Annotated in this window: 24 protein-coding genes; 20 read left to right on the top strand and 4 right to left on the bottom strand. The window is 66.7% G+C overall.

Going from position 1 to position 25,734, the window contains the following annotated elements:
* Positions 1 to 7 precede the first annotated feature (7 nt).
* Positions 8 to 865 carry a bifunctional DNA-formamidopyrimidine glycosylase/DNA-(apurinic or apyrimidinic site) lyase gene (gene mutM / locus MP11Mi_RS18175; protein ID WP_420040266.1) on the top strand — a complete coding sequence of 286 codons (858 nt, stop codon included), beginning with the start codon at positions 8 to 10 and terminating at the stop codon, positions 863 to 865.
* Between the two features lie 165 nt (positions 866 to 1,030).
* Here the strand turns inward: mutM and MP11Mi_RS18170 are convergent, their stop codons facing one another.
* The 3 genes from MP11Mi_RS18170 to MP11Mi_RS18160 all read right to left on the bottom strand — a co-directional run bounded on the left by MP11Mi_RS18170 (position 1,031) and on the right by MP11Mi_RS18160 (position 3,437).
* Entirely contained in the window at positions 1,031 to 1,888 is an 858-nt protein-coding gene (locus MP11Mi_RS18170; RefSeq protein ID WP_420040265.1) for an aldo/keto reductase, read from the bottom strand.
* Positions 1,885 to 2,319, bottom strand: a complete 435-nt coding sequence (locus MP11Mi_RS18165) for a cupin domain-containing protein (RefSeq protein ID WP_420040264.1) — start codon at positions 2,317 to 2,319, stop codon at positions 1,885 to 1,887. Before MP11Mi_RS18165 ends, MP11Mi_RS18170 begins: the two co-directional genes overlap by 4 nt.
* A 206-nt stretch (positions 2,320 to 2,525) precedes the next feature.
* Positions 2,526 to 3,437 carry a helix-turn-helix transcriptional regulator gene (locus MP11Mi_RS18160; RefSeq protein WP_420040263.1) on the bottom strand — a complete coding sequence of 304 codons (912 nt, stop codon included), beginning with the start codon at positions 3,435 to 3,437 and terminating at the stop codon, positions 2,526 to 2,528.
* 277 nt (positions 3,438 to 3,714) lie between these two features.
* Between MP11Mi_RS18160 and MP11Mi_RS18155 the strand changes: the two genes are divergently transcribed.
* The 14 genes from MP11Mi_RS18155 to MP11Mi_RS18090 all read left to right on the top strand — a co-directional run bounded on the left by MP11Mi_RS18155 (position 3,715) and on the right by MP11Mi_RS18090 (position 21,401).
* On the top strand, positions 3,715 to 5,115 hold the full coding sequence (locus MP11Mi_RS18155; protein ID WP_420040262.1) for a multidrug effflux MFS transporter: 1,401 nt from the start codon (positions 3,715 to 3,717) through the stop codon (positions 5,113 to 5,115).
* 14 nt (positions 5,116 to 5,129) lie between these two features.
* The gene (locus MP11Mi_RS18150) at positions 5,130 to 5,537 is read left to right on the top strand and encodes an OsmC family protein (RefSeq protein WP_420040261.1); all 408 of its coding nucleotides are present in this window, start codon (positions 5,130 to 5,132) and stop codon (positions 5,535 to 5,537) included.
* A 4-nt stretch (positions 5,538 to 5,541) separates the two neighbouring features.
* Positions 5,542 to 5,847 (top strand): acylphosphatase, encoded by a 306-nt coding sequence (locus MP11Mi_RS18145; protein ID WP_420040260.1) that lies wholly within the window; start codon positions 5,542 to 5,544, stop codon positions 5,845 to 5,847.
* A gap of 25 nt (positions 5,848 to 5,872) precedes the next feature.
* Entirely contained in the window at positions 5,873 to 9,466 is a 3,594-nt protein-coding gene (gene smc, locus MP11Mi_RS18140; protein WP_420040259.1) for a chromosome segregation protein SMC, read from the top strand.
* Between the two features lie 14 nt (positions 9,467 to 9,480).
* Positions 9,481 to 10,962 (top strand): signal recognition particle-docking protein FtsY, encoded by a 1,482-nt coding sequence (gene ftsY / locus MP11Mi_RS18135; RefSeq protein WP_420040258.1) that lies wholly within the window; start codon positions 9,481 to 9,483, stop codon positions 10,960 to 10,962.
* 224 nt (positions 10,963 to 11,186) lie between these two features.
* Entirely contained in the window at positions 11,187 to 11,810 is a 624-nt protein-coding gene (locus MP11Mi_RS18130) for a TetR/AcrR family transcriptional regulator (RefSeq protein ID WP_420040257.1), read from the top strand.
* Positions 11,807 to 13,426: an acyl-CoA dehydrogenase family protein gene (locus tag MP11Mi_RS18125; protein WP_420040256.1), complete on the top strand. Its 1,620-nt coding sequence runs from the start codon at positions 11,807 to 11,809 to the stop codon at positions 13,424 to 13,426. The genes MP11Mi_RS18130 and MP11Mi_RS18125 overlap by 4 nt, the downstream gene beginning before the upstream one ends.
* A gap of 153 nt (positions 13,427 to 13,579) precedes the next feature.
* A complete protein-coding gene (locus MP11Mi_RS18120) occupies positions 13,580 to 14,914 on the top strand; it encodes an ammonium transporter (RefSeq protein WP_420040255.1) in 1,335 nt (444 codons plus the stop codon).
* A gap of 69 nt (positions 14,915 to 14,983) precedes the next feature.
* Complete coding sequence (locus MP11Mi_RS18115; RefSeq protein ID WP_420040254.1) at positions 14,984 to 15,322, top strand: P-II family nitrogen regulator; 339 nt, start codon at positions 14,984 to 14,986, stop codon at positions 15,320 to 15,322.
* Positions 15,297 to 17,669, top strand: coding sequence for a [protein-PII] uridylyltransferase (locus MP11Mi_RS18110; protein WP_420040253.1), 2,373 nt, complete (start codon positions 15,297 to 15,299; stop codon positions 17,667 to 17,669). Before MP11Mi_RS18115 ends, MP11Mi_RS18110 begins: the two co-directional genes overlap by 26 nt.
* Before the next feature lie 87 nt (positions 17,670 to 17,756).
* Entirely contained in the window at positions 17,757 to 18,224 is a 468-nt protein-coding gene (locus MP11Mi_RS18105; RefSeq protein ID WP_420040252.1) for an NINE protein, read from the top strand.
* Between the two features lie 4 nt (positions 18,225 to 18,228).
* The gene (locus MP11Mi_RS18100; protein WP_420040251.1) at positions 18,229 to 18,699 is read left to right on the top strand and encodes a DUF2752 domain-containing protein; all 471 of its coding nucleotides are present in this window, start codon (positions 18,229 to 18,231) and stop codon (positions 18,697 to 18,699) included.
* Positions 18,700 to 18,741: 42 nt separating this feature from the next.
* On the top strand, positions 18,742 to 20,316 hold the full coding sequence (gene ffh, locus MP11Mi_RS18095; protein ID WP_420040250.1) for a signal recognition particle protein: 1,575 nt from the start codon (positions 18,742 to 18,744) through the stop codon (positions 20,314 to 20,316).
* Positions 20,317 to 20,330: 14 nt separating this feature from the next.
* Complete coding sequence (locus MP11Mi_RS18090) at positions 20,331 to 21,401, top strand: amidohydrolase family protein (protein WP_420042153.1); 1,071 nt, start codon at positions 20,331 to 20,333, stop codon at positions 21,399 to 21,401.
* Positions 21,402 to 21,450: 49 nt separating this feature from the next.
* On the opposite strand, the gene MP11Mi_RS18085 is transcribed toward MP11Mi_RS18090, so the two are convergent.
* Complete coding sequence (locus MP11Mi_RS18085) at positions 21,451 to 22,107, bottom strand: hypothetical protein (protein WP_420040249.1); 657 nt, start codon at positions 22,105 to 22,107, stop codon at positions 21,451 to 21,453.
* Positions 22,108 to 22,376: 269 nt separating this feature from the next.
* Here MP11Mi_RS18085 and rpsP point away from each other — a divergent pair, with 269 nt between their 5' ends.
* Genes rpsP through MP11Mi_RS18060 form a run of 5 tightly spaced genes read left to right on the top strand, consistent with a single transcriptional unit; the run spans position 22,377 to position 25,611 of the window.
* On the top strand, positions 22,377 to 22,835 hold the full coding sequence (gene rpsP / locus MP11Mi_RS18080; RefSeq protein ID WP_420040248.1) for a 30S ribosomal protein S16: 459 nt from the start codon (positions 22,377 to 22,379) through the stop codon (positions 22,833 to 22,835).
* On the top strand, positions 22,832 to 23,074 hold the full coding sequence (locus MP11Mi_RS18075) for an RNA-binding protein (protein ID WP_161896119.1): 243 nt from the start codon (positions 22,832 to 22,834) through the stop codon (positions 23,072 to 23,074). The genes rpsP and MP11Mi_RS18075 overlap by 4 nt, the downstream gene beginning before the upstream one ends.
* A 13-nt stretch (positions 23,075 to 23,087) precedes the next feature.
* Positions 23,088 to 23,624, top strand: a complete 537-nt coding sequence (gene rimM / locus MP11Mi_RS18070; RefSeq protein WP_420040247.1) for a ribosome maturation factor RimM — start codon at positions 23,088 to 23,090, stop codon at positions 23,622 to 23,624.
* A gap of 5 nt (positions 23,625 to 23,629) precedes the next feature.
* Positions 23,630 to 24,313 (top strand): tRNA (guanosine(37)-N1)-methyltransferase TrmD, encoded by a 684-nt coding sequence (gene trmD, locus MP11Mi_RS18065; RefSeq protein WP_420040246.1) that lies wholly within the window; start codon positions 23,630 to 23,632, stop codon positions 24,311 to 24,313.
* 50 nt (positions 24,314 to 24,363) lie between these two features.
* Positions 24,364 to 25,611, top strand: a complete 1,248-nt coding sequence (locus MP11Mi_RS18060) for a hypothetical protein (protein WP_420040245.1) — start codon at positions 24,364 to 24,366, stop codon at positions 25,609 to 25,611.
* Positions 25,612 to 25,734 lie beyond the last annotated feature (123 nt).

Here is a 25,734-nt window from a genome sequence, read left to right as displayed (position 1 = left end):
CGCTCGCGTGCCCGAACTTCCCGAGGTCGAGACGATCCGGTCCGGCCTGGAGCCGCATGTCAGGGGTCGACGGATCACCGATGTCTCGGTGCTTCACCCTCGTGCTGTCCGGCGGCATGTCGGTGGCGCGACCGATTTGGAGAACCGGTTGCGCGGCAAACGTTTCGGCGCTGTCGAACGCCGCGGCAAGTATCTGTGGCTGACCGGGTCTGACGCGTCCGATGAGGTCGCCGTCGTTGTTCATCTCGGGATGAGCGGCCAACTGCTGATCAGTGACCCGGACGCGCCGCACCAGAAGCATCTGCGGATCCGTGTCACTCTCGACGACGGGCGTGAGGTGCGTTTCGTCGATCAGCGTACGTTCGGCGGCTGGCACGTCGACGACCTCGTGTCCGTCGGCGGGCGAGACGTACCTGAGTCGGTGGCGCACATCGCGCCCGACCCGTTCGAGGACGCGTACGATCCTGATCGCGTTGTCGCGGTGCTCCGTCGCAAGGAGACCGAGGTCAAACGTGCGATCCTCGACCAGACTGTCGTGTCCGGGATCGGGAACATCTATGCGGACGAGTCGTTGTGGCGTGCCCAAGTGCATGGCGCGCAGAAGACCAATCGGACATCCATGCCGCGGCTGCGCGGGGTGCTCGACGCGGCGAGCGAGGTGATGGCCGAAGCCGTCGAAGTGGGCGGAACGTCGTTCGACGAACTGTATGTGAACGTCAACGGGCAGTCGGGGTACTTCGACAGAAGCTTGAGTGTCTATGGACGCGAAGGACAGCCTTGCCGGCGTTGCGGAAGTTTGATCAGACGGGAGTCATTCATGAACCGGTCGAGCCACTTTTGTCCGTCCTGCCAGCGGAAACACTGAGCTACTGTAGTTGAGATCGACGGGCCGGGACGCCTTCCTCCGGCTGAACGCTGGGCGCGGCCGATGACAGTAGCCAGGGGTGTTAGGCCAATGGTGCTGGCAACCCTCGGCTCGGCGACAATGGAACCGAAAGAGCTTGCCGCTGTCAGTGCGTCCTCGGTCTCGTCATTTGCCGCTGTAGACGGGGAACGCGCTGGAGTCCCCGTAGTTCCGGTCGTTCAGGTCCCGCAGTGCGTCCATGTCCGCCTCGGAGATCTCGAAGTCGACCTGGGCATTTGATCTCATATGCTCAGGATTCGCGGTCTTCGGCAGTGACACGGTGTCGAGCTGGAGCGTGTACCTGATGCACAGTTGCGGAACGGACACGCCGTACTTTTCGGCGATCGCCTTGACCTCTGCGTTGTCCAGGATCTCGCCGTGAGCGATAGGCGAGTACGCCTGCACCAGAATGCCCTTCTCCTGGCAGTAGTCGATCAACTCGCTCGGGGTGTTTCCGGCGTGGACGAGGATCTGGTTCGCGTGCGGCGCGACTGCGCCATCGTTGAGGATGTTCTCCACGTCCGCCTGCAGGAAGTTCGAGACGCCGATGGCGCGGATCTTGCCTGCGTGGTGTGCCGCCTCCAGCGCTTTCCACGCCTGGCGATTGCCCTCGGCATAGTCGCCGCCGCGGAAGTCGTCCCACGGCTGCGGCGCGTGAATGAGCATGAGGTCGACGTACCCGACGTCGAGCTTCGCGAGAGACTCGTCGATGGCGGCGACCGCGGCGTCGTAATCCTTGATCTCGGCGGCGAGCTTAGTCGAGACGAACAGCTCGTCCCGAGCCACACCAGAGGTTCGGACGCCTTCGCCGACGCCGCGCTCATTGCCGTACGCCTGAGCGGTGTCGATGCCGCGGTAGCCGATCTCGATCGCGGCGCGAACGGACTCGGCGGCCTTGTCGTCGTCGATGAACCAAGTGCCGAGGCCAAGCTTGGGGATCTCGACGCCGTTGCTCAGTGTGTACGTCTGTTCCAGGATCGTCATGCGTTCTGTCCGTTCTGCTGTCGTGTCGGGTACTCGTCGTCGCTGACGGGTTCGAGCCATTCGTTTCTGAGGCCCTCGCCCGGCGTGATGAACGCGACGTGCGAGAACCACGAATCCGCCTTCGCGCCGTGCCAATGCTTGGTGCCGGCCGGGACCCTGATCGCCGATCCCGGCTCCATGCTCACGGCTTCCTCGCCGTCGGCCTGATACCAGCCCGAACCCGCGGTGCACAGCAGAATCTGGTCGCCGCCGCCGGCGGTCCCGTGGTGGATGTGCCAGTTGTTACGGCAGCCGGGCTCGAAGGTGATGTTGCTGACGGGGACGCTCCCGTCGGCCAGAAGGGCGTTGTAGCTCTGGCCGGTAAAGTACTGCGCGTAGGCGTCGTTAGGCTCCCCGAGCGGGAAGGTCTGATCGAAAGCTGACTCGCTCATGTCGTTGCCTTTCTGTGCGTTCTTCGTTCCGTCGGTCACCAGCAGGAAGTCCGTCGGATTCTCACTTATGTGTTCAACACTAGGTTCGGTCGTCGCCGATGAGGGAGTCTCCGCTGTAACGGGTTCCGACAGGGACCCCCTGACGGCCGCGATGTTCGGGGAGACCCGGCGAATCTCGTGCCTGGGTTGCCGGCGGCGCACGATGATCAGCGATCCGACTGGTCCGCGCCGTGTGCCGGCTCCTGGGCCAGCGTGCCGTACTCACTTGCGGCCCACGACGCGAGCAGTTGCATCCGCTCCGCCGACGGTGAGCCGGGCTCGGCTGCGTAGACCGTGATAGACAATCCGGGCTCGGACTCCATTTCCATGCCCTCGTAGGCCAGAGTCGTCTCGCCGACGACGTCGTGATGGAAGGTCTTGAAGCCAGTGCCATGGTGACGCACATTGTGTGCACCCCAGCGGGCCCGGAAGTCAGTGCTGCGCGTCGAGAGCTCGCCGATGAGGTCGTGAAGCTCCTTGTTGTGTGGGTCGCGGCCCGCCTCGGTGCGCAGGATCGCCACGGTGACGTCGGCGAACATGTCCCAATCCGGATAGAACTCGTATGCGCGGTCGTCGAGGAACGTGAACCGGGCGATGTTGGGCGGCTGGCCCTGGATCCGGCCGGGCATATCGAAGACGTCCTTATAGAACGCCCGCGCCAATGCGTTGGTCGCCAGAATGTCCAGGCGGCCGTTGCGCACGAAGGCGGGACCGCCGGTGACGGCATCGAGCACCCATTGGAGGCTCTGATGGGGCTTCCAGGACTTCGGGTTCCGCCGACGCGGTGGCCGCGCGACGGGGCTCGCCGCGTGGGCGAGGTCGAACAGGTGCGCGCGCTCGGCGTCGTTCAGGCGCAGCGCCTTGGCGATCGCGTCGAGGATTTCGGGGGACGCCCCGCTGATCGCGCCGCGCTCGAGTTTGGTGTAGTACTCCACGCTCACCCCGGCCAGCGTCGCCACCTCGGTGCGCCGTAGCCCCTCGACCCGCCGATTGGTGCCGGCCGGCAGCCCGACTTCATCCGGGGTGACCCGAGCGCGACGGGTCGTGAGGAACTCACGCACTTCCGCTCGATTGTCCATAGCGTCCACGGTAGGCGAGCGGCCCGGGCAGAGGGAGGCCTTGGCGGTACCCCTATCGAGCGGGACTCCCACCCACGCGAGGACCGGGGAAGCATCGACCCGTGGCGACAGCGCGAGCACCCTCAGCGCCTGACACGCAGTCGAGTCGTCGCCGCGTGGAACCAATCCGCAGCGAACCAATCGGCACAGAAGCAATCCGGAACAGAACCAATCGGAGGACGCACATCATGCGTGGAGTCATACACGCGCCCGGAGGCGCCCGGTGCGAAGGCGTCGGATGACAGCGACTGACCGCAAGGCAGGACCAGTCCTCGCGACGCTGCTCCTTCTGCTGACCGTCTTCGGTCCCATCTCGATGGACCTCTACCTTCCCGTGCTACCGGCGTTGACCTCCGAGCTCGGCGCGTCCACGTCGGCCGCCCAGTTCACCCTGACGGCCTGCCTTATCGGGCTGGCGGTCGGACAGATGATCGCCGGGCCGCTATCCGACCGGTTCGGGCGCAAGATCCCGCTCGTTGTCGGGCTCGTCGCGTACATCGTGGCCTCGGTACTGTGCGCGGTCAGCCCGTCGATCGAAACGCTGGTCGTCGCCCGACTCGTGCAAGGCCTCGCCGGATCGGTGGGCATCGTCATCGCCCAGGCAGGCGGGCGCGACGTCTACTCCGGCAGCGCCCTCATCCGCTTCTACGGCAAGGTCACCGTCCTCGGCGGCCTCGCCGCGATCATCGGCCCGTTTCTGGGCGGTCAGCTCGCGCGCTTCACCGATTGGCGCGGCACCTTCTGCTTTCTCGCCCTCCTCGGTGCGATCATCATGGTCGCCACCCTGGTGATCTACCGCGAGACCCTGCCGGCCGAACTGCGCACCACCGGCGGCATTACACAGTCCGGCCGCGACTTCAGAAAGCTCTTCTCCGACCGGCTGTTCGTCGGAGCGGTCCTCGTGTGCGGCCTCACTCACGCAGCCCTGTTCGCCTACCTGTCCGGGGCGACCTACATCCTTCAAGACGGCTACGGGCTATCCCCGCAGGGCTACGCAATGGCCTTCGGCGTGAACTCCGCCGCCTACATGAGCTTCGGTTGGATCGGCGGGCGCACCGCCGACCGTTGGTCCGAGCGAGGCACCCTCGCTGCCGGGGTAGCGATCACCGGGCTTGGATCCCTTGGCCTGCTGTACAGCGGGTTGGTGGGAGCGCCGCTCGCGGTCGTGCTCACCTCCCTGTTCGTCCTCGCCTCGGGCGTCGCGTTAGCCGCGCCGCCTGCTGCGTCGCTGGCCCTGGCCGACTACCCGGAGCTGGCGGGCACCGCCTCGTCGGTGCTCGGTTGCGCCCGCTTCGGTCTCGGCGGCGTCGCCGCGCCCCTGGTAGGCCTCGGCGGAGCGACCGCAGTCCTCCCGCTTGGTGTCGTTACCGTCGCCTGCGTCGTCCTCGCCCTCGTCGCTCTGGTCGCCCTCGTTGCCGTGCACCGGCCGCGCGACCGCGACGCATCGCACGGGCCGGCCTGGTCCCGACCCGAGTCGAGGCGTGATCGAAGAATGCGCGACAGCGGCGATGGTGCCGTTGCTGCTCGCGATGATTCGCTCCTCGACGCTGTTGCTTCGAGCGAGCCGATGGACCGTATGTTGGAACAAACTCTCGGAGCAGACGGTTGTCGACGGGAGACGCGTTCGTTTCGAGACTGAGGAGTCGTTCGGCCATGACTGATCTGTGGGTGCAGCGCACCGGAACCCGCCGTTACACCGGCCAGAGTTCGCGTGGCGCGGAGGTGCTCATCGGTTCGGAAGACGTCGAGGGCGTGTTCACCCCCGGCGAACTCCTGAAGATCGCGCTCGCCGCGTGCACCGGAATGTCGTCGGATCGGCCGCTGTCGCGCCGCCTCGGCGACCATTACGACGCCACCGTCCGAGTGTCCGGTGCCGCCGACCGAGAAAACGAGGTGTACCCGGTGTTGTCGGAGACCCTCGAAGTGGACCTCTCCGAACTCGACCCGGAGGCCGCGCAACGCCTCCTCGTCGTCGTGGAGCGCGCCGTGGAGAAGGTCTGCACCGTCGGACGCACCATCAAAGCGGGCGCGCAGGTCGACCTGTCGATCGAGACGAACTGAGCCGATGTCCGAGGTGTCGATGTCGGGCCCGCAGTCCGGACGGCAGCGGCTTAGCGCGTGGGTGCACGGGTACGTCCAGGGAGTCGGCTTCCGATGGTGGACCCGTTCGCGGGCACTGGAACTCGGACTGGTCGGTTACGCGGCGAACCACGTCGACGGACGCGTGCACGTCGTCGCCGAGGGGCCGCGGGGCGATCTCGACAGGCTGGTCGTCGCGCTCCGATCGGGTGATACGCCGGGCCGCGTCGACCTCGTGGTCGAGGACTACACATCGGCGCGCGGAGACCACGCCACTTTCGTCGAGCGGTGACCTGCCGCAGGTAGACTGGCTGGTCGTGCACCTGAAGAGCCTCACCCTGAAGGGTTTCAAATCGTTCGCGTCGTCGACGACGCTGCGATTCGAGCCCGGCATCACGTGTGTGGTGGGGCCGAACGGGTCGGGCAAGTCGAATGTCGTCGACGCTCTGACCTGGGTGATGGGCGAACAGGGCGCCAAAGCGTTGCGCGGCGGAAAGATGGCCGACGTCATCTTCGCGGGGACCTCCGGCCGCGCACCGTTGGGCCGCGCCGAAGTCACGCTGACCATCGACAACTCCGACGGCGCTCTCCCGATCGACTACTCCGAAGTATCGGTGACGCGCCGCATGTTCCGCGACGGCGCGGGCGAGTACGAGATCAACGGAAGCGCATGCCGCCTCATGGACGTGCAGGAACTGCTGTCGGACTCCGGGATCGGCCGCGAGATGCACGTCATCGTCGGGCAGGGCCGCCTGGCAGCGATCCTCGAGTCCAAACCTGAGGACCGTCGTGCCTTCATCGAAGAAGCGGCAGGCGTGCTCAAGCACCGCCGCCGCAAAGAGAAGGCGGTCCGCAAACTCGACGCGATGGCCGCGAACCTGGCCCGGCTCACCGACCTCACCACCGAACTCCGTCGCCAACTCAAACCGCTCGGCAGGCAGGCTGAGGTCGCGCGCCGGGCCGCAACCGTCCAAGCCGACCTGCGCGACGCTCGGCTGCGTCTGGCCGCGGACGATCTGGTCGCACGGCGCACCGAAATGGCCGAGCACAGCAGCACCGAACAGGAGATCCGCGCCAAGCAGGACGAGGTAGCGGCACAACTGGACTCCGCGACCACCGCGTTGACCCAGGCTCAAGAGCATCTGGCGCAGGTCGCACCCGCTGCTGCCGAAGCGGGACGCGTCTTCCACCAGTTGTCCACCCTCCGTGAACGTGTCGATGGAACGTGCCGGGTCGCAGGCGAACGCACGACGCACCTCGCGAGCCCGGCTGCCACGCCCACCGGACCAGACCCGGACGAACTCGAAGCCCAGGCCGAACAGGCCATGATGACCGAGGCCGAACACCAGCAGACTGTCGAAGAGGCGGCTGAACGACTCGAGTACGCGACCGCCGCGCTCCAAGCGGCCGAACAGGCGGCGACCGCGGCCGAACAGGCTCACATGGCGGCGGTGCGGGCCGTCGCCGACCGACGAGAAGGTCTCGCCCGGCTCGAAGGGCAGGCCGCGAACCTGCGCACCAAGGTCGAGTCGGTCGACGCCGAAACGTCGCGACTCACCTCGGCTATCGAGGCGGCGCACGAGCGGGCCGACGCCGCGCAGGCCCGACTTGACGAACAAGCGGCCGTCACCGCCGAACTCGAATCGCGGGAGCAGGGACTCGACGAACACCATGAACGCTGCATGGCGGCGTTGGAGACGACAACCGCTGCCGTCGCAGAATTGCAGAAGACTGAGCGCGACGCCGAACACGCCATCGCGTCGCTCACCGCACGCATCGAGGCCCTCGCGATGGGCCTCGAACGTGGCGACGGTGGAGCCTGGCTGCAGGAGAATGCCGCGGACGGGTTGCTCTCACCGCTGTCAGACTTGCTGACCGTCGACGCCGGTTACGAGACCGCGGTGGCGCTGGCGCTCGGGCCCGCCGTCGACGCGATCGCGACGGTTGACGGGGTGACCGCGGTGCGGGCACTCGCCGCGCTGCGCGACGGAGACGGCGGGCGTGCCGCACTGATCGTCGGTGGGCTGTCGGGTCGTACGCGCGCCGACCGACCCACCGTGCCGTCGGATGTCGTGTGGGCGCGCGACGTCGTCGACGCCCCCGAATCGGTCCGCGGCGCCGTCGACGTCCTGCTCGGCGACGTCGTGATCGTCGACGATGCGGCGCGCGGCCTGGATCTTGCGATCGAGCACGGGCTTGTCGCGGTGACCGCCGACGGCGACCGGATGTCCGCGGCCGCCGTGGAAGGCGGATCGTCGACCCGTCCGTCGACCCTCGAAGTACAGTCGGCCATCGACACCGCCACCACCGACCTCGCTCTCGCGCGCACGACCATCGAGAAGTCCACGCACGAATTGGCGGCCGCGACCGCCGCCCAAGAGCAGGCGAAAGAGTCGGCCGAAGGCTCACTCGCCGCGTTAAACGAGTCCGACGCGAACGTCGGCGCAGCCTACGAACAGCTCGGCAGGCTCGGGATGGAGATCCGCGCTGCTCGCGGCGAAGCCGACCGACTGACCCGCCAGCGGCGTCTCGCCGAGGAGGGGCGCGCCGACAATCTGACAGCGCTCACCGAAGTGGAGGAGCGACTGGTCCGGGCCCGCGACGAGAATGACGATCCGGACACGTCGACCGACATGGACAGTGAGATGCGTGAGGCGGCGGCCGCTGAGGTCGCCGAGGCTCGGTCGATCGAGGTCGAGACCCGGCTGACGTTGCGCACCGCGGAGGAACGTCTAGGTTCGGTGCGCGGCAAGGCCGAGGGTCTTCGCCGGGCAGCAGTCAACGAGCGCGCCACCCGGGAACGACTCAAACGGCAGGACGCGGCACGCCGGTACGCCGCCGCAGTGGCGCGCGCCGTCGTCGACGCCGGAGCACTTGTCGCCGACGCCGTCGTGCGAGCCGTCGACGACGCAGCTCGGGGCCGTGATGAACTCGAAGCGGTCCGCGCCGCCCGCACCGCGGAAGTCGACGAGCTTCGACGACTCGTCGACGAACTGACCGCAACCATGAACCAGCTCCGCGATGCAGTCCACCGCGATGAGATCGCGAAAGCGCAAGCCGCGCTGCGCATCGAACAACTTGAAGAGCAGGTCCTCGAACAGTTCGCGATGGCGCCGGACGACCTCGTCGCCGAATACGGGCCAGATATCGCGATGCCGCCGTCCGAGCTGGAAATGCGCGAGTACGAGGACGCGAAGGCTCGCGGCGAGCAGGTCGTCGCTCCCGCGCCTATGCCTTACGACCGGGCCACCCAGGAGGCGCGCGCGAAGAAGGCGCAGAAGGATCTGACGACGCTCGGCAAGGTGAATCCGCTGGCGCTCGAAGAGTTCGCGGCGTTGGAGGAGCGGTACACGTTCTTGTCGACGCAGCTCGAAGACGTCAAACAGGCGCGCGACGACCTTTTGGACGTCGTCGCCGACGTCGACGCGCGCATCCTGCAGGTGTTCGCCGACGCGTACGCCGATGTGGAGAAGGAGTTCTCCCAGGTGTTCTCGACGCTCTTCCCGGGCGGCGAAGGTCGACTCGTCCTCACCGACCCGACGGATATGTTGACGACCGGTGTGGAGGTCGAGGCGAGGCCGCCGGGCAAGAAGGTGAAACGGTTGTCCCTGCTGTCCGGCGGTGAGAAGTCGCTGACCGCGGTCGCCATGCTCGTCGCGATCTTCCGCGCCCGGCCGTCCCCGTTCTATGTGATGGACGAGGTCGAAGCCGCACTCGACGATGCCAACCTACGTCGACTCATCAGCTTGTTCGAGCAGTTGCGCGAGAAGTCGCAGCTGATCGTCATCACCCACCAGAAGCCGACCATGGAGATCGCCGACGCGCTGTACGGCGTGAGCATGCGCGGCGACGGCATCACCCAGGTCATTTCGCAACGGCTCCGCGGAGTCGACCTCGCACCCTCCACCTGAAAGGCATTCTCCCAGTGAGTACAGAAGTCCTGATCGGCATCATCGTCGGAGTGGTCGCGCTGATCGTCCTGATCGGCGTGGCCGGCTATCTGGTCAACCGCAGGCGACGGATCTCGATCTCCGACAAACCTGCCGACCAGATGGAGGCGACCGACGGCACCACCCGCGAAGTTGACCGGTCCGGCGGCTATCGGGCCGGCTCTGGATTCAACTTCAGTCAAGGCGGGGGAGCAGCGACGCTCGACCGACCCGAACCCAGTAAACCAACTGAACCCAGTACACCGACTGAACCCAGTACACCGGCTGAACCCGCGACGCCGGTCACGCGTCCCACTCCGCCGGTCGAGCCGTCTGCGCCTGCCGAGCGCATCGAGCCCGCATCTGAACCTGCCGAGGCCGAACCGACAGAGACTGAACCCGCGGAGACTGAGCCAGAATCCGCAGAGCCTGAAACCGCAGAGCCCGAAACCCCTGCGACCGAAACCCCCGAGCCGGAAACCCCCGAGCCGGAAACCCCCGAGCCGGAAACCCCCGAGCGCGAGACGGCCGAGCGCGTCGAACGGACGCTCGATGAGATTGAGCCGACCGCAGGCCGTCTCTCGCGTCTGCGTGGACGCCTCGCACGGTCGCAGGGCGCGCTCGGTGCGAGTGTCCTCGGTCTGCTCGGTGCGGGCGACCTCGACGAGGACTCGTGGGAGGAGATCGAGGACACCCTCGTGATGGCCGACCTCGGGACTGCGGCGACCGCGACCGTCGTCGAACGTCTCCGACAGGAGCTCGCCGCAGGCAAGGTTCGGACGGCTGACGACGCACGTAATGCGCTCAAGCGGATCCTCGTTGAACAGTTGCACCCGGAGTTGGACCGCGCAGTGAAGGCGCTGCCGCATGCGGACGGACCGGCCGTTGTGCTGGTCGTCGGCGTGAACGGTGTCGGCAAGACGACGACCACCGGAAAGCTGGCTCGTGTGCTCGTCGCCGACGGTCGTCGGGTGACGTTGGGCGCGGCTGACACATTCCGTGCCGCGGCAGCCGACCAGCTCCAGACGTGGGGCGAGCGTGTCGGTGCGGGCATCGTCCGAGGCAAGGAGAGCGCGGATCCGGCGTCGGTGGCGTTCGACGCGGTCAGCAAGGGAATTGACGATGGCGTCGACGTCGTCCTCATCGACACCGCAGGTCGTCTGCACACCAAGGCCGGTCTGATGGACGAGCTCGGCAAGGTCAAGCGCGTCGTGGAGAAGAAGGTTCCCGTCGACGAGGTGCTTCTGGTGCTCGACGCGACGGTCGGCCAGAACGGTCTGATTCAGGCCAAAGTGTTCGCCGAGGTCGTCTCTTTGACCGGCGTGGTCCTCACCAAGCTCGACGGCACCGCCAAGGGCGGCATCGTCTTCCGCATTCAGGAGGAGCTCGGCGTGCCGGTCAAACTCGTCGGTCTCGGCGAAGGCGCCGACGATCTCGCCCCCTTCGAACCGGAGGCGTTCGTCGACGCTCTGCTGTAGCACTAGTCGCAGCCTCAGGTATCTCGTCTCACTATCAATGCGTCTTAGCAGCCTCCGCCCAGGCTGCTAAGACGCATTGCGGCTGTGACGGGGTAGTTGAGGTGTGGCAACAAGCCTGAGGCTGCGGGGTGATCTCACGCGAGCGTTTCACCAGGGTGTGAGGGGTCGTCACCTGTGGTAAGAATTGAAACAGCGTTCAATATTTCGATCGGCAGGAGGCGACCGTGCCGTACCGGCCCACCGAGCAGACTCGGCGCAGCGCGCAGGCCAAGCGAGCCGCGATGCTAACCGCCGCACGCGGGTTGGTCGCCGGCGCCGGATTCTCGTCGGCGACCGTCGCGGCGATCGCGGAGGGAAGCGGCGTCAGCGTCGGATCGGTGTACTCGTACTTCGACAACCGTGACACCCTGCTCGCCGAAGTATTCCGGGAGGCCGCCGAGTACGAGTTCGCACAGGTGTCGGCGGCAATCAACGACGCCGACGGCCCCGTCGCTCGACTCGATGCGCTCATCTGCACCTTCGCCGACCGAGCACTCCGCGGGAGGCGTCTGGCATGGTCGTTGTTGTTCGAACCGGTGATCCCCGCGGTCGACACCGAGCGACTCCGCCTGCGCCGCTGGTACCGCGACCTCGCTGCCCGAGTCATCGCCGACGGTGTGGCCGCAGGCGTGTTCGCCGATCAAGATCCCAGCGTCACCGCGTCCGCGCTGCTCGGAGGGATCTCCGAGTCCCTCGTCGGAGTGCTCGATCCCGACAGGCCAGATCCAGACCTACTGATCGCCACCATCCGCGCCTTCTGCTTCCGAGCGCTCGGCGCAGTCCCACCACCGGAGGAAGACAAGCCATGAGCATCACCCACGAGGTCTTCAACCAGGCGTTGCCGCGCGTCGACGTCAACGAGTACACCAGCAATCGTCCTTTGGTCGAGGCCGTCAACGCATACGGTGCTGGCTGGGCGAGCGACGACCTCGCCGAAGCCGGTGCTCTCGTCGGACGCGCCGACTTCCAACGCGATGCCGAACTCGCCAACACGATCACGCCGCAACTGCACACTCACGACCGGTGGGGGAATCGCATCGACGAGATCGAATTCCATCCCGCCTATCACCGGATCATCGGCGACGCGATCGCGCACGGCGCGCACACGAGCTGCTGGGACGATCCGCGCCCAAGCGCGCATGTCGCCCGCGCTGCGATGTTCACCCAGTTCGGCCAGATCGAACCCGGCCACGCGTGCCCGGTCAGCATGACGCACGCGGTGGTCCCGTCGCTGCGCGTCGACCCGGATCTCGCACAGCAGTGGATCCCGAGGACCTTGTCGCGCGACTACGATCCGTCGCTGGCCGACCCGGCGAAGACCTCCGCCATCTTCGGTATGGCGATGACCGAGAAGCAGGGCGGGTCGGACGTGCGCGCCAACACCACCCGTGCAGTCTCGAACGGTGACGGAACCTACCGGATCACCGGACACAAGTGGTTCTGTTCGGCTCCACAGTCGGACGCCTTCCTCGTCCTCGCCAAGACCGAACCCGGCGTCACCTGCTTCGTGGTGCCGCGAACCCTGCCAGACGGCGCGCGCAACGTTTTCGCGATTCAGCGGCTCAAGGACAAACTCGGCAACAAGTCGAATGCGTCGAGCGAAATCGAATTCGCCGACACGATCGGTTGGCGACTCGGCGACGAGGGGGCAGGCGTCCGAACCATCATCGAGATGGTCAATCAGACTCGTCTGGACTGTGCGCTCGGCAGTGCCGCGGGCATGCGGCAGTCGGTAGCCGAAGCCGCATGGCACGTCCGCCACCGAGCGGCGTTCGGCGCCACGCTGATCGACCAGCCCGCGATGACCGCGGTAATCGCCGACCTGCAGCTCGAAGCGGAAGCCGCCACATGGACGGCATTGCGTTTGGCCGCAGCGTACGACGACGACTCCGAACAGTCGCAGGCATTCCGTCGTCTCGCGACGGCGGTCGGCAAGTACTGGGTGTGCAAGCGAGGCCCCAACCACGCCTACGAGGCATTGGAATGCTTGGGCGGCAATGGTTACACCGAGGCGTTCCCGCTAGCCCGCAGGTTCCGCGAACAGCCCGTCATGGCGGTCTGGGAGGGGTCGGGCAACGTCATCGCGCTCGACGTGCTGCGTGCGATGGTCCGCGATCCGCTATCAGTAGAGGCGCTCGACGCCGAGTTCGACCTCGCGCTCGGGCAGCACCGCGGTTATGACCTTCACGTGGAACACACACGCAAGCTCGTCGCGCAGGCGGCCGCCGATCCGACGGGGGCCCCGGCGATCGCGCGTCGTCTCACTGAGGCGTTGGCGTTGGCGTTGCAGGGTTCGATCCTGATCCGGCAGGCGCCCGCGGTCGTGGCGGACGCGTTCGTCTCCGGCAGGCTCGAGGACGCAGGCCAGATGTACGGGGTGCTCGACTCCCGGATCGACCTGGATGCGGTCGCCGCCCGGGCCTGACCGTGCGCGAGCAGGAGTTACGCCGTAACGCGCCGGAAACCTGCCGGGTCCACGGTTGACGCCCGCGAAACACGGGGGCACCGACAGCGCAACCTGAGCGCGACAAAGTTTCCTCACACGTCGACAACCGACGAGTGAGGAGGCCTGCGAGAAGTGAATGCAGCATTGCCGGACGATGTGTTCGGCCCCATCGACACCGGGAACACAGCCTGGGTCATCATGAGTGCGGCACTCGTGCTCTTGATGACACCGGCATTGGCGTTCTTCTACGGCGGATTGACCCGAGCCAAATCGGTCCTGAACATGATGATGATGTCGTTCGGTGCGCTCGGCGCGGTGACGATCGTCTACGTCCTGTGGGGATTCTCGATGTCGTTCGGAAACGGACTCACCGGATCCGACGACATCGCAGGTATTTTTTCCAATCCGTTCGCCCTGTTCGGCTCGGACCAGTTGACGCAGACTCGTGACGTCGCGGGCGAGACCCAGGTCGTGGTCTGGGGGAGCACCGGCATCCCAGCCATCGTGTTCATGGCGTTCCAGCTGACGTTCGCCGTCATCACGGTCGCCCTCATCAGCGGCGCGATCGCCGAACGTGTCAAATTCGGCACCTGGATCGTGTTCAGCGTGCTGTTCGCGACCATCGTGTACTTCCCGCTATCGCACATGGTGTGGGGCGGCGGACTCTTGTCGGGCGACGAGCATGGATTCGCCTCCTGGATGTTCGGGTCCACCGACGGCGAAGCGAACGTCGTGCCGATCGACTTCGCCGGCGGCACCGTCGTCCACATCAACGCCGGTATGGCCGGGCTGATCTTGGCGCTTGTCGTCGGTCAGCGCCGCGGCTTCGGGCGCACCTCGTACCGCCCCCACAATATTCCGTTCGTGATGCTGGGCGCCGCGCTCCTGTGGTTCGGCTGGATCGGCTTCAACTCCGGTTCGGAGCTCGCCGCCGACGCGACCGCGGGCCTCGTCTGGATCAACACCGCCGCCGCGACGGCGGCCGCGATGGTCGGCTGGCTGGCCGTCGAATGGTTCCGCGACAAGCACGCGACCAGCGTTGGCGCAGCGTCCGGTGTCGTCGCCGGACTGGTCGCGATCACCCCGGCGTGCGGTGCGCTGACCCCGGTCGGCTCACTGTTCCTCGGTCTGGTCGCGGGTGCCCTGGCAGCCGTCGCCATCGGACTCAAGTTCAAGCTCGGGTTCGACGACTCCCTCGACGTCGTCGGCGTACACCTGGTGGCGGGACTCTGGGGCACGGTCGGCATTGGCCTGCTCGCTAAGGACACCGGCCTGTTCTACGGCCACGACGCCCGGCAACTCGCCGTTCAGACAGTCATCGCGTTGGTCGCGCTGACCTTCACCGCGGTACTGACGACGGCTATCGCGTTCGTCCTCAAGCCGCTCGGCTGGCGCGTCGACCGTGAAGCAGAACTGACCGGCATCGATGCCGCCGAGCATGCGGAGAGTGCGTATGAGACTGCATGAATTCGCCGAACACGTTGCAGTCTCACGTGACTCGCGCATTAGGCTCGAAGTAGAGGGAAGGGTTCAACCATGAAGCTGATCACCGCAATCGTCAAGCCATTCACGCTCGAAGACATCAAGGCCGCGCTCGAACAGATCGGGATCGTCGGCATGACCGTCAGCGAGGTGCAAGGCTACGGGCGGCAGAAAGGCCACACAGAGGTGTACCGCGGAGCTGAGTACGCGGTCGACTTCGTGCCGAAGGTACGGGTCGAGGTGATCGTCGACGACGACCTGCTCGACCAGGTCATCGAGACCATCGTCGACGCCGCGCGCACCGGCAAGATCGGCGACGGCAAAGTGTGGGTCACGTCCGTAGATTCGATAATCCGGGTGCGAACTGGTGAACGCGGACCAGACGCGATCTAGCGCGCAGGCCCTCGCCGAAGGTCGGAAGGCTCTGCTCCGGTCAGATCTGCACGGCCAGGCGTTGCGTGACACGCTCGCGGACCGGGTGGAGACGTGGCTGGCCGGTCGCGCCGCCGAGTTGGGTGTCGTCGACGGCAGCGGGTTCGCGCTCGTTGCCGTCGGGAGCCTCGGCCGGCGGGAGATGGTCGGATATTCCGATCTCGACCTGGTGCTCGTCCATGACGACCGGAATCGGGACCGACTGGGCGAGGTGGCAGACGGTTTCTGGTATCCGATCTGGGACGCTGGAATCGGTTTGGACCACAGCGTCCGGTCGATTCCCGAAGCGATGAAGGTAGCGCGAGAGGATGTCACGGCGGCGCTCGGTCTGCTCGATGCCCGGTTCATCGCCGGCGACGAAGACCTTGCGGCGCTGATGATCTCGTCGGTGCGGGGACTGTGGCGGGCGGAGGCCCGGATGCGGCTCCCCGAAGTGATCGACAGCGCCCGCGCGCGCTGGGATCGGACTGGGGAGATCGCGCACCGGGCCGAACCCGATCTGAAGAATGGGCGCGGCGGGCTGCGGGACATCCAGCTGCTCGACGCGCTGGCCTTCGCGCAGTTGACCGATGGCCTCGGGCGCCTCGATCCGGGCCGCGCGGAATCGCCGTTGCGGACCGCTTACAGCGACCTGCTCGCGGTCCGCACCGAACTGCATCTGGTGGCGGGCCGCGCCCGCGACCAGGTCCGGGCGCAGGATGCGGACGAGATCGCTGCGGCGCTCGACGTCGGCGACCGCTTCGACCTGGCGCGCGTGATCTCGCGCGCGGCGCGCACCACGTCGTATACCGTCGACGCCGGATTCCGGACGGCGCAGAACGCCGTCGGCAAACGCGGCCTCTCGAAGCTCCGCCGGATGCCGTTGCGCCGCCCGCTCGACGAGGGCGTCGTCGAACACAGCGGGGAAGTGGTCCTGGCGAAGAACGCGACACCCAGCTCGGATCCGGGACTGGTGCTGCGCGTGGCGAGCGCGTCGGCCCGCAACCGCCTGCCGATCAACGGGCAGGCGTTGGCTCGGCTGGCGAATTATGCGCCGCCGATCCCGGAACCGTGGTCGGCCGAGGACCTGTCGGACCTGCTGGTCCTGTTGGCGTCCGGCGACGAACTCGTCGGGGCGGTCGAAGCACTCGACGCGATGGGCTTGTGGGAGACGATCCTCCCCGAATGGCCTGTGGTCAGGGATCTTCCACCGCGCGACGCCGTCCACTCGTGGACCGTCGACCGGCACCTTTTGGAGACGGTCGCGCATGCGGGATTGCTGACCACGAGCGTCGCTCGACCCGATCTCCTGCTGCTGGGTGCGTTGCTGCACGACATCGGAAAGGGTCGCGGCGGCGACCACAGCATCGTCGGGGCGGAACTCGTCGGGCCGATCGCCGACCGGTTCGGACTGTGGCCCGATGACCGACGAATCCTCGTCCAGTTGGTTCGACACCATCTACTTCTTCCGACCGTCGTAACCCGGCGCGACGTCGCCGATCCGGCGACGATCGCGTGGGTCGCCGAGGAGGTCGGTGGAGATCGCGTTCTCGTCGAATTATTGGGTGCCCTGTCGGAAGCTGATTCTCGGGCGACTGGCCCCGGCGTGTGGAATGACTGGAAGGCGACGCTCGTGGGTGGGCTCGTCGAACGGGTCATCGATCATCTCGGCGGCCGGGAGATCCCGCAGCCCGAACCGCTCGGCCCGGAGGTGTTGGCACTTGCGGAGGCAGGTGGGTTCCAGGTGCACACCGAGCGGGGCGACGGTCCGAACATGACGAAGGTGACGATGATCGCGCCCGACAGGTCGGGTGTCCTCTCGAAGATGTCAGCGGTTCTCGCGTTGGCCGACCTGCAGGCGCATGCGGCGACGGTCCGTACTCACGCGGGTTCGGCGGTGGACACGTTCGTCGTCATGCCGACCTTCGGGTCGCCGTCCGACTCGGTGCTTCTGCGGCAACGGCTGGCCGCGGCGGTCGACGGCGGATTCGACGTGCACGGCGCTCTCGCGAAGCGGACCGCAGAGCGTGGATCGGCGGACCGTGTTGGGCACACCGGGGTTCCCGGTTCGCGGGTAGCGGCACCGCCCCGCGTCCGGTGGCTTACCGCTGACCAACCGGGTCAGGTACTCCTTGAGTTGCGCGCGCGTGACGACGCGGGACTCCTCGCGAGGGTGACCGTCGAACTCGAGAAGGCGGGCGTCGACATCGCCTGGGCCACTGTTGCCACGATGGGTGCGACCGCTGTCGACACGTTCTGCCTCGCGCTCCCGGACGCGTCAGACGCCGCTCGAGACTCATTGGCGGCAGTGGTTCTGTCGGTGTGTTGAGAGACGGCGGGCTGCGGTGTCATCTGATCGAATTAACCGGCGTGACCGTGGATTCTGTTTGTCGGCGCAATGGGTGATCATGAACGAATGACAGATCCGAATGCACAGTTTCCGTCCGGTCAGCAGCCCCAGTTTCCGGGCGCGATGCCACCCGGTGGCATGCCGCCCGGACCGGGTTACGGCGGCGGAGTCGGCGGCACCTACTTCGTCCGCACCTTCGATCAAGAACAGGGACCGTACGACATCGGGATTCTCGCTCAGATGGCGAGTGCGCGTCAGCTCAAGCCAGAGGACGCCGTCCGGTCGTCAACCGGTCAGCAGTATCAGCCGGCATCGTCGCTGCCGGGCGTCTTCTCCGATAAAGAGTGGATGACCGCTTTGCTGCTGTCCGTGTTCGTCGGCGGGCTGGGGATCGACCGGTTCTACCTGGGTTACACCGGGCTCGGGGTGGCGAAGCTCCTGACGCTCGGCGGCTGCGGCATCTGGGCGCTCATCGACCTGGTCCTGATCGCGATGCGCAACGTCCCGGACTCGGATGGACGAGCGTTGCGCTGACCGCATGACCGGCGACATCACCTCTGCCCAGCCGACCCCCCGGCCCGCCCGGCGGACTCGGCTGGGCAGTCGGCTGTCACACCTGGGTTCTTCGCGCGTCACCGAGTCGACCGTGCTGGCTTGCGGTGGTGCGGCCGCCGTAGTGGCGGCAGCGTGTATCCCCGTGGCTGCCGTCCACGACGGCCCGGTGATCTGCCCGTTCCGTCGTCTGACCGGCCTGCCATGCCCGGGGTGCGGTCTCACACGCGCCTTCGTCTACACGATGCATGGCGACCTCCCGTCCGCTTTCGCCGCGCACGCGTTCGGCCCGCTCGTCGTCGCTCTCGCCGTGGTGTCCGCTGTCGGGATGGTGGTTCGACGTATCCGAGGCGACGGACCAGTCGCGCTGCGCCCGGTGGTCAAGCATCCGTTGGTCGTGCTCGCTGTGGTCGGATGGATGGCCTACGCGTTCGGCCGGATGTTCACTGCCGGGTGAGGCACTCGCCGCCGAATGCTCCACGCATGGAAAGATGGAGGAATGTTCGAATCCCTCTCTGACCGGTTGACCGGTGCGCTGAAGGACCTGCGCGGCAAAGGTCGACTGACCGACGCAGACATCGACGCGACCGCCCGCGAGATCCGGCTCGCGCTGCTGGAAGCTGACGTATCGCTGCCCGTCGTCCGAGCCTTCATCGGGCGGATCAAAGAGCGAGCGAAGGGCTCCGAGGTCTCCGCAGCGCTGAACCCCGCGCAGCAGATCGTCAAGATCGTCAACGAGGAGCTCGTCGGGATCCTCGGCGGTGAGACCCGCCGCGTCCAACTGGCGAAGACGCCGCCGACAGTCATCATGCTGGCCGGTCTGCAGGGCGCCGGTAAGACGACGCTCGCCGGAAAGCTCTCACACTGGCTCGCTGACCAGGGACACACCCCCCTGCTCGTCGCGTGTGACCTGCAGCGACCCGGTGCCGTCCAACAGCTGCAGATTGTCGGTGAGCGCGCAGGCGTCCCCGTGTTCGCACCGCACGCAGGCACCTCGGTCGGCGGCGAAGGCGACCTCGGCGTCGACGGGTCACAGGCCGCTGTCGCGGTGGCGCAGGCCGGCCTCGACGAGGCACGCGCTCGCCACTACGACGTCGTCATCATCGACACCGCGGGCCGGCTAGGCATCGACGCCGAATTGATGAAGCAGGCGTCCGACATCCGCGACGCGACGAACCCCGACGAGGTGCTGTTCGTCCTCGACGCGATGATCGGTCAGGATGCGGTAGCGACGGCGCAGGCGTTCGCCGAAGGCGTCGACTTCACCGGTGTGGTGCTCACCAAGCTCGACGGTGATGCCCGCGGCGGCGCGGCCCTGTCGGTCCGTGAGATCACCGGGCGCCCGATCATGTTCGCGTCGACCGGTGAGAAACTCGAAGACTTCGACGTCTTCCACCCCGACCGCATGGCCAGCCGTATCCTCGGCATGGGCGATGTCCTCTCGCTCATCGAGCAGGCCGAACAGCACTTCGACGAGGCCGAGGCCCAGCGCACCGCAGAGAAGATCAGCCAGGGCGAACTCACGCTCGACGACTTCCTGCAGCAGATGCTGATGATCCGCAAGATGGGTCCGATCGGCAATCTCCTCGGCATGCTGCCCGGTGCCGGCGACATGAAGGAAGCGTTGTCGCAGGTCGACGACAAACAGCTCGACAAGATCCAGGCGATCATCCGCGGTATGACGCCGGAAGAACGCGACAATCCGAAGATCATCAACGCGTCCCGTCGCATCCGTATCGCCAAGGGGTCCGGTGTCACCGTCACCGACATCAACCAGCTCGTCGACAGGTTCTTCTCAGCACGCAAAATGATGTCGCAGATGTCCGGTCGAATGGGCATGGGTGGCGCCCAGCGCAAGAGCAACCGTAAAGGCAAGAAGGGTAAGAAAGGCAAGGGGAAGAGCCGCGGGCCGACGCCGCCGAAGGGTATGCGTGGCGGCGGATTCCCGGGAATGCCTCCGGGGATGGGCCTGCCGCCGGGCATGGACCTCTCGGACATGCCGCCCGGTCTCGACCAGCTTCCGCCCGGCCTCGACGGTATCGACTTGAACAGCCTGAAGTTCCCGAAGAAGTAGGGGGCGTCGTCGTGGTGGCGCAGCGTTTCGCGGGCACTGATCCATTTACCGGGGAGTCGATCGAATTCTGGGTGACCGACGGTGTCATCTCATTCGACAAGATCGACGACGCCGAGACCGCCGTCGATGGCGGCTGGATCGTCCCTGGCCTCGTCGACGCACACAATCACGTCGGGATCGCGCCGGGGCTCGGCGTCACCACCGAGCAGGCGCGCGGCCTGGCCTATCAGGACGTGCGGGCGGGGACGCTGCTGATCCGTGAGGTCGGCTCGCCCGTCGACACCCATCCGCTCGACGATGACCCGTTGTGCCCGCAGTTTCTCCGGGCGGGTAAGCACATCGCACGGCCGAAACGGTATCTGCGCGACTATGGCGTCGAACTCGACGATCCCGAATCGCTAGCCGATGAGGTCGCGACGCAGGCGATGGCGGGCGACGGCTGGGTCAAGCTGGTCGGCGACTGGATCGACCGCACCGTCGGTGACTTGTCCCCGCTGTGGACACGCGAGCAACTCGAAGCGGCCGTGGGGGCCGCGCACGAGAACGGTGCGCGCATCACCGCGCACGTCTTCGGCTCGGATGCCCTTCCCGACATCATCGGTGCCGGTTTCGACTCCATCGAGCACGGTTCCGGTCTCGACGAAGACCTCATCGACGAGATGGTGCGGCGCGACATCGCGCTGGTTCCGACGCTCATCCAGCTCGACACGTTCCCGGAGATCGCCGACGGCGCCGACAAATACCCCGTCTACCAGGCCAATATGCGGTCTCTGTATACGCGCGGCCGCGACGTGATCGGCAAGGCTCGGGAAGCGGGAGTGCGAATCTACGCGGGAACCGATGCGGGCGGCACCATCGGACACGGCCGCATCGTCGACGAGATCGAGTCATTGGCCGCGATCGGTTTTTCGGCATCGGATGCTGTCGCGGCGGCGTCGACGCGATCACGCGAATGGCTGGGCGTCGCGGGCATCGCGGACGGGACCCGCGCCGACTTCCTCGTCCTTGACGCCGATCCGGGCCGGGACCTGTCGACGCTGCGTCGTCCCGTGCACATCGTGTGCTCGGGTGAGAAAGTGGCGTAGCGAACGATCAGCGGGCCACAGTCAGCGGTGCGAGTCGGCACCACACAGGTCAGGAGGCGATCTGGATGATGCCGATCACCAGTAGCAGGACGGTGACGAGCCAGCCAGCCCACCGGGTGACTTGAGCCTGATTCTGGCGTGCACGAGCGAACAGTCGGCCGATCCAGGAGTGCGGGCGGGCACGGACGGCGACCAAGGCGAGTCCGGCGAGCAGCGGGAGAATCATCGCGACCGTCGCGTACAAGATCAGTCCCAGGTATCGGTGCAGCGTGTCGATATCGCTCGCCGACAACACTGCGAGCCCTGCGTAAAACGGGACCGAGGTCGCCGACTGGGCGACGCCGAGAATGAATCCGACGAGCACCGTCAACGCGGACGGGGTCCGCAGTGGCGCGAGGATCCGGTCGACGAGATCTGACGAGTCTCCTCCTCGCCACGTCAGGACGGCCGTCAACAACGCCGTCAAGATCAGCAGGATGCCGAACAACGGCGACGAGATCACCGCGTCGACGAGCGACTGCAGGCCGTCGAACAGCAGAAGCACCAACAGGGCGAGTACGAGTACGCCGAGCCAGTCGCCGAGCAGCAGCAGCGGCGAGATCCGTCGGTACTTGCCGGGTGCGGCGATGATCGCGAGCGCGACCAGAACACCGATGAGCAGAACGTTGATCGAGTCGACGAATGCGAACGACAAGGCGTGCAGCATGGGACGTAGATCTCCGGTCGTCGCTGGGCGCTTTCGGTTTTCAGTGCCCGATGTTCGCTGCCACGGTACCGGCACCGGCCCGCGAGGCAGGATTCGCGCCGGTGACGCACGTTCGGTTTGGGCAACGCGCGCCACTCTGGCAGAATCAGACGCTGGTTCGTCGGAGCCGGCCACGGCCGACCGACGGTCACCCCGTAAGAGATCGCAAAACCGGGCTCGTCGACAATCGTCGGGTCGCTGAATTGCGTTGTGACACAAGGAGACGCCACATGGCTGTCAAGATCAAGCTCACCCGACTGGGTAAGATTCGCAACCCCCAGTACCGCATCGTCGTCGCAGACGCGCGCACCCGCCGCAATGGTCGCGTCATCGAGACCATCGGCAAGTACCACCCGAAGGAAGAGCCGTCGCTGATCGAGGTCGACTCGGAGCGCGCTCAGTACTGGCTGGGTGTCGGCGCACTGCCGACCGAGCCCGTCGCCGCCATCCTCAAGGTGACCGGTGACTGGCAGAAGCACAAGGGTCTCCCGGGCACCGAGGGCACCCTGAAGACGGCTCCGGAGAAGACCTCCAAGCTGGACCTGTTCAACGCTGCGCTCGCCGCCGCCGAGAACGAGCCCGCTGCCGCGGCCACCACATCGAAGAAGAAGGCCAAGAAGGTCGAAGAGAAGGCTGACGAGGCTGCCGCCGAGGCTCCCGCAGCAGACGAGGACAAGGCACAGGCGTGAGCACTGTCGTCGCTGACGCAGTAGAGCACCTGGTTCGCGGAATCGTCTCGAATCCCGACGACGTGCGCGTCGACCTGATCACTGGCCGTCGCGGCCGGATGGTCGAGGTCCACGTCAGCCCGGAGGATCTCGGGAAGGTGATCGGCCGTAACGGCCGCACCGCGACCGCGCTGCGCACTCTCGTCACCGGCATCGGTGGTCGCGGGATGCGCGTCGACATCGTCGACACCGACCGCTGACGAGTTCGCTTCGATGGATCTTGTTGTCGGTCGCGTCGTCAAGACGCACGGCGTCCGCGGAGAACTCGTCGTCGATGTCCGCACCGACGATCCGCAGACGCGTTTCGCCGTCGGTGCACGCCTGGCTGGGCGGGCACCGAAGGGCACGGGTTTGACCGAATACACAGTGACAGCCGCCCGGAATCATTCCGGGCGGCTGTTGCTGTCGCTACAGGGGGTCGCGGATCGGAGTGCGGCGGACGCCCTGCGTGGCACCCTTTTCATCGTCGACGCATCAGACGTCGACTCCGGTGACGATCCGGACGAATTCTACGACCACGAACTCGAGGGCGCGCGGGTCGTGACCGTCGATGGTGCCGATGTCGGCGTCCTCGCGTCGATTCTGCATCTGCCCGGCGGCGACGTCCTGGCGGTCCGGACCGCCGACGGACGTGAAGTCCTCGTGCCGTTCGTGCGCGCTATGGTGCCGACCGTGACGCGCGAACGCATCGAGATCGACCCGCCCGAAGGACTCATCGACCTGGACGCGGCAATCTCGGAACGGGACTGATCGGCGTGCGGATCGACGTCGTCACGATCTTCAGTGAATATCTCGAACCGTTGAAGGCGGCACTGCTCGGCAAGGCGGTCGACGCAGGACTCCTTGAGTTCGGTGTCCACGACCTGCGGCAGTGGACTTACGACGTCCACCACAGCGTCGACGACGCCCCATACGGTGGCGGGCCCGGCATGGTGATGAAGCCGCAGGTGTGGGGTGAAGCCCTCGATGCCGTCTGTCCGGACGACGCACTGCTGGTGGTGCCGACCCCGGCGGGACGGCCGTTCACGCAGGCCACCGCGCACCGGTGGAGTACCGAAGACCACCTCGTGTTCGCGTGTGGCCGGTACGAGGGCATCGATCAGCGGGTCTTCGACGACGCCGCGCGCCGCGTCCGCGTCGAAGAGGTCTCGCTCGGCGACTTCGTCCTCATCGGCGGGGAAGTGGCGGTGCTCGCAATGGTCGAGGCCACCACCCGCCTGATCCCCGGTGTGATCGGGAATCCGCAGTCGCACCAAGACGATTCATTCTCTGACGGGCTCCTCGAAGGCCCCAGTTACACGCGCCCGAAAGTGTGGCGCGACTTCGAGGTCCCGCCCGTCCTGTTATCCGGCGACCACGGCAAGGTCGCCCAGTGGAGACGTGAGCAGTCACTCCAACGGACCCGGGACCGTCGTCCGGACCTACTGCCCGACGAATAGGTTTCGGCGTGTCGCGGAACCGGAGTGCGGCTCGGTGCGTCTGACCTGATGTGGGCACCGTCTGGACCGACATTGAATCGACCCTCGCACGCATCGACTCCATGAACGCCGGTGCGGCAGCAGCCGATGCAGCCGAGATTCGACGTATTGTCGCGGCAGCGCAAGCGGTCGCTGCCCGACTGTCCGCGGCATTCGCGTCGGGCGGTGTTCTGGCGGGGGCGTCGGCGGACGCTTCTACCGTGAGCGGTACGGCGCTCGCCACGCTCGTCGACGCGTCCGTCACAGGATTGCAGACCGGTGCGAGCGCTCTGGACGACGCATCGGCCGCGCTCGCCGCCAGTATCGGGCACCGTGAACGGATCGCGCGGCTCCTCGGTGTCGGGACGATGCCTCAAATTCGGATCGCGGTCGAGTCGACCCTGCAAGGGTTGATGACTGGCGCCTACAACGTGCCGATGTCGTCGAGTACGGCGCGGGTCGTCGTTCTGCCGAGCGCGTCTTCGAACCGGCCCGCGGCGCCGACGTCGGGCACGTTGGGGACAGTCGGGAATGCTTCCTATCCCGGGGGCGCCGACACCGTCGACACGGTGCGGCGCTCGGACACTGCGGCGACTGGTCCGGGAGACGTGGCGACCGGCACCGCGCACGCCGGCAATGGAAGCGAGCAGACCGGGTCGACTCACGATCCACTGAACTCGGCCGGCGGTCCACCGGTTCCGGACGTCGACCGGTCGCAGGCGACGAGCACCACTTCAGTCGGCGGGAGAACCGGATCCGATCCTGCAGGGTCTGGGCCGTCTCCCAGCGGCGCTGTCGCCGGGACGCCAACGGCGACGAGGGCAGCTGGAGGTCCGGCGTCAACTTCGCCGATCGGTTCGGGTGTCCTGGTTCCGGGGGTTCTGGCTCCCGGCGTTCTGACTACGGGCCTTCCGATCTCGGCTGGCGGTCCGACGTCGTCGTTGACCTCGCCGATGCGGGCACCCGGTGCGGCGGGCACGTCGCCGGCCGGGCAGACATCGTCCGGGCCGGCGGCGTCGGCTGGCTCCTCGGCGGCAGCGAGGGCGTCGAGCGCGAGCCCGGCGATGGGGCCCGGTGCCGTTCGCCGCAAGGACGACGACGAACACTCGAGCGCCGCCTACCTTCGGTCGACGAGGGAGGGCGAACTGCTACTCGGCACCGCACCGCTCGTCACGCCTGCTGTCCTGCCGCCGCCGGTCGCCGCGGTCGCCGACATCGACAACGACGCGGCCGTCGCCGCGGGCGCTGATGTCGACCAGGAACTCGATCCGACGTTGTGACCAGGCGTCGCACTGATTTCGTCTCAGCATGATCGTCTGGCAGAATGTTTCAGGTTGCGTGTGTCGACCTGTCGGTCGCACAGCGCACGAAGACCAATGATTCGGGCACGAACCGGTCGAACC

Origin of the sequence: Gordonia abscondita (genome assembly GCF_032711245.1) — a bacterium.
Classification (GTDB): Bacteria; Actinomycetota; Actinomycetes; order Mycobacteriales; family Mycobacteriaceae; genus Gordonia.
The sequence above is the reverse complement of the archived record's forward strand: the minus strand, read 5'-3'. Positions and strand labels throughout refer to the sequence as shown.

What these genes read in the sequence shown, in the direction of transcription:
- MP11Mi_RS18170 (WP_420040265.1), bottom strand. Translation starts at nt 1,888, where the DNA reads ATGACGATCCTGGAACAGACGTACACACTGAGCAACGGCGTCGAGATC.
- MP11Mi_RS18165 (WP_420040264.1), bottom strand. Translation starts at nt 2,319, where the DNA reads ATGAGCGAGTCAGCTTTCGATCAGACCTTCCCGCTCGGGGAGCCTAAC.
- MP11Mi_RS18160 (WP_420040263.1), bottom strand. Translation starts at nt 3,437, where the DNA reads ATGGACAATCGAGCGGAAGTGCGTGAGTTCCTCACGACCCGTCGCGCT.
- MP11Mi_RS18155 (WP_420040262.1), top strand. Translation starts at nt 3,715, where the DNA reads ATGACAGCGACTGACCGCAAGGCAGGACCAGTCCTCGCGACGCTGCTC.
- MP11Mi_RS18150 (WP_420040261.1), top strand. Translation starts at nt 5,130, where the DNA reads ATGACTGATCTGTGGGTGCAGCGCACCGGAACCCGCCGTTACACCGGC.
- MP11Mi_RS18145 (WP_420040260.1), top strand. Translation starts at nt 5,542, where the DNA reads ATGTCCGAGGTGTCGATGTCGGGCCCGCAGTCCGGACGGCAGCGGCTT.
- MP11Mi_RS18125 (WP_420040256.1), top strand. Translation starts at nt 11,807, where the DNA reads ATGAGCATCACCCACGAGGTCTTCAACCAGGCGTTGCCGCGCGTCGAC.
- MP11Mi_RS18115 (WP_420040254.1), top strand. Translation starts at nt 14,984, where the DNA reads ATGAAGCTGATCACCGCAATCGTCAAGCCATTCACGCTCGAAGACATC.
- MP11Mi_RS18105 (WP_420040252.1), top strand. Translation starts at nt 17,757, where the DNA reads ATGACAGATCCGAATGCACAGTTTCCGTCCGGTCAGCAGCCCCAGTTT.
- MP11Mi_RS18100 (WP_420040251.1), top strand. Translation starts at nt 18,229, where the DNA reads ATGACCGGCGACATCACCTCTGCCCAGCCGACCCCCCGGCCCGCCCGG.
- ffh (WP_420040250.1), top strand. Translation starts at nt 18,742, where the DNA reads ATGTTCGAATCCCTCTCTGACCGGTTGACCGGTGCGCTGAAGGACCTG.
- MP11Mi_RS18085 (WP_420040249.1), bottom strand. Translation starts at nt 22,107, where the DNA reads ATGCTGCACGCCTTGTCGTTCGCATTCGTCGACTCGATCAACGTTCTG.
- rpsP (WP_420040248.1), top strand. Translation starts at nt 22,377, where the DNA reads ATGGCTGTCAAGATCAAGCTCACCCGACTGGGTAAGATTCGCAACCCC.
- rimM (WP_420040247.1), top strand. Translation starts at nt 23,088, where the DNA reads ATGGATCTTGTTGTCGGTCGCGTCGTCAAGACGCACGGCGTCCGCGGA.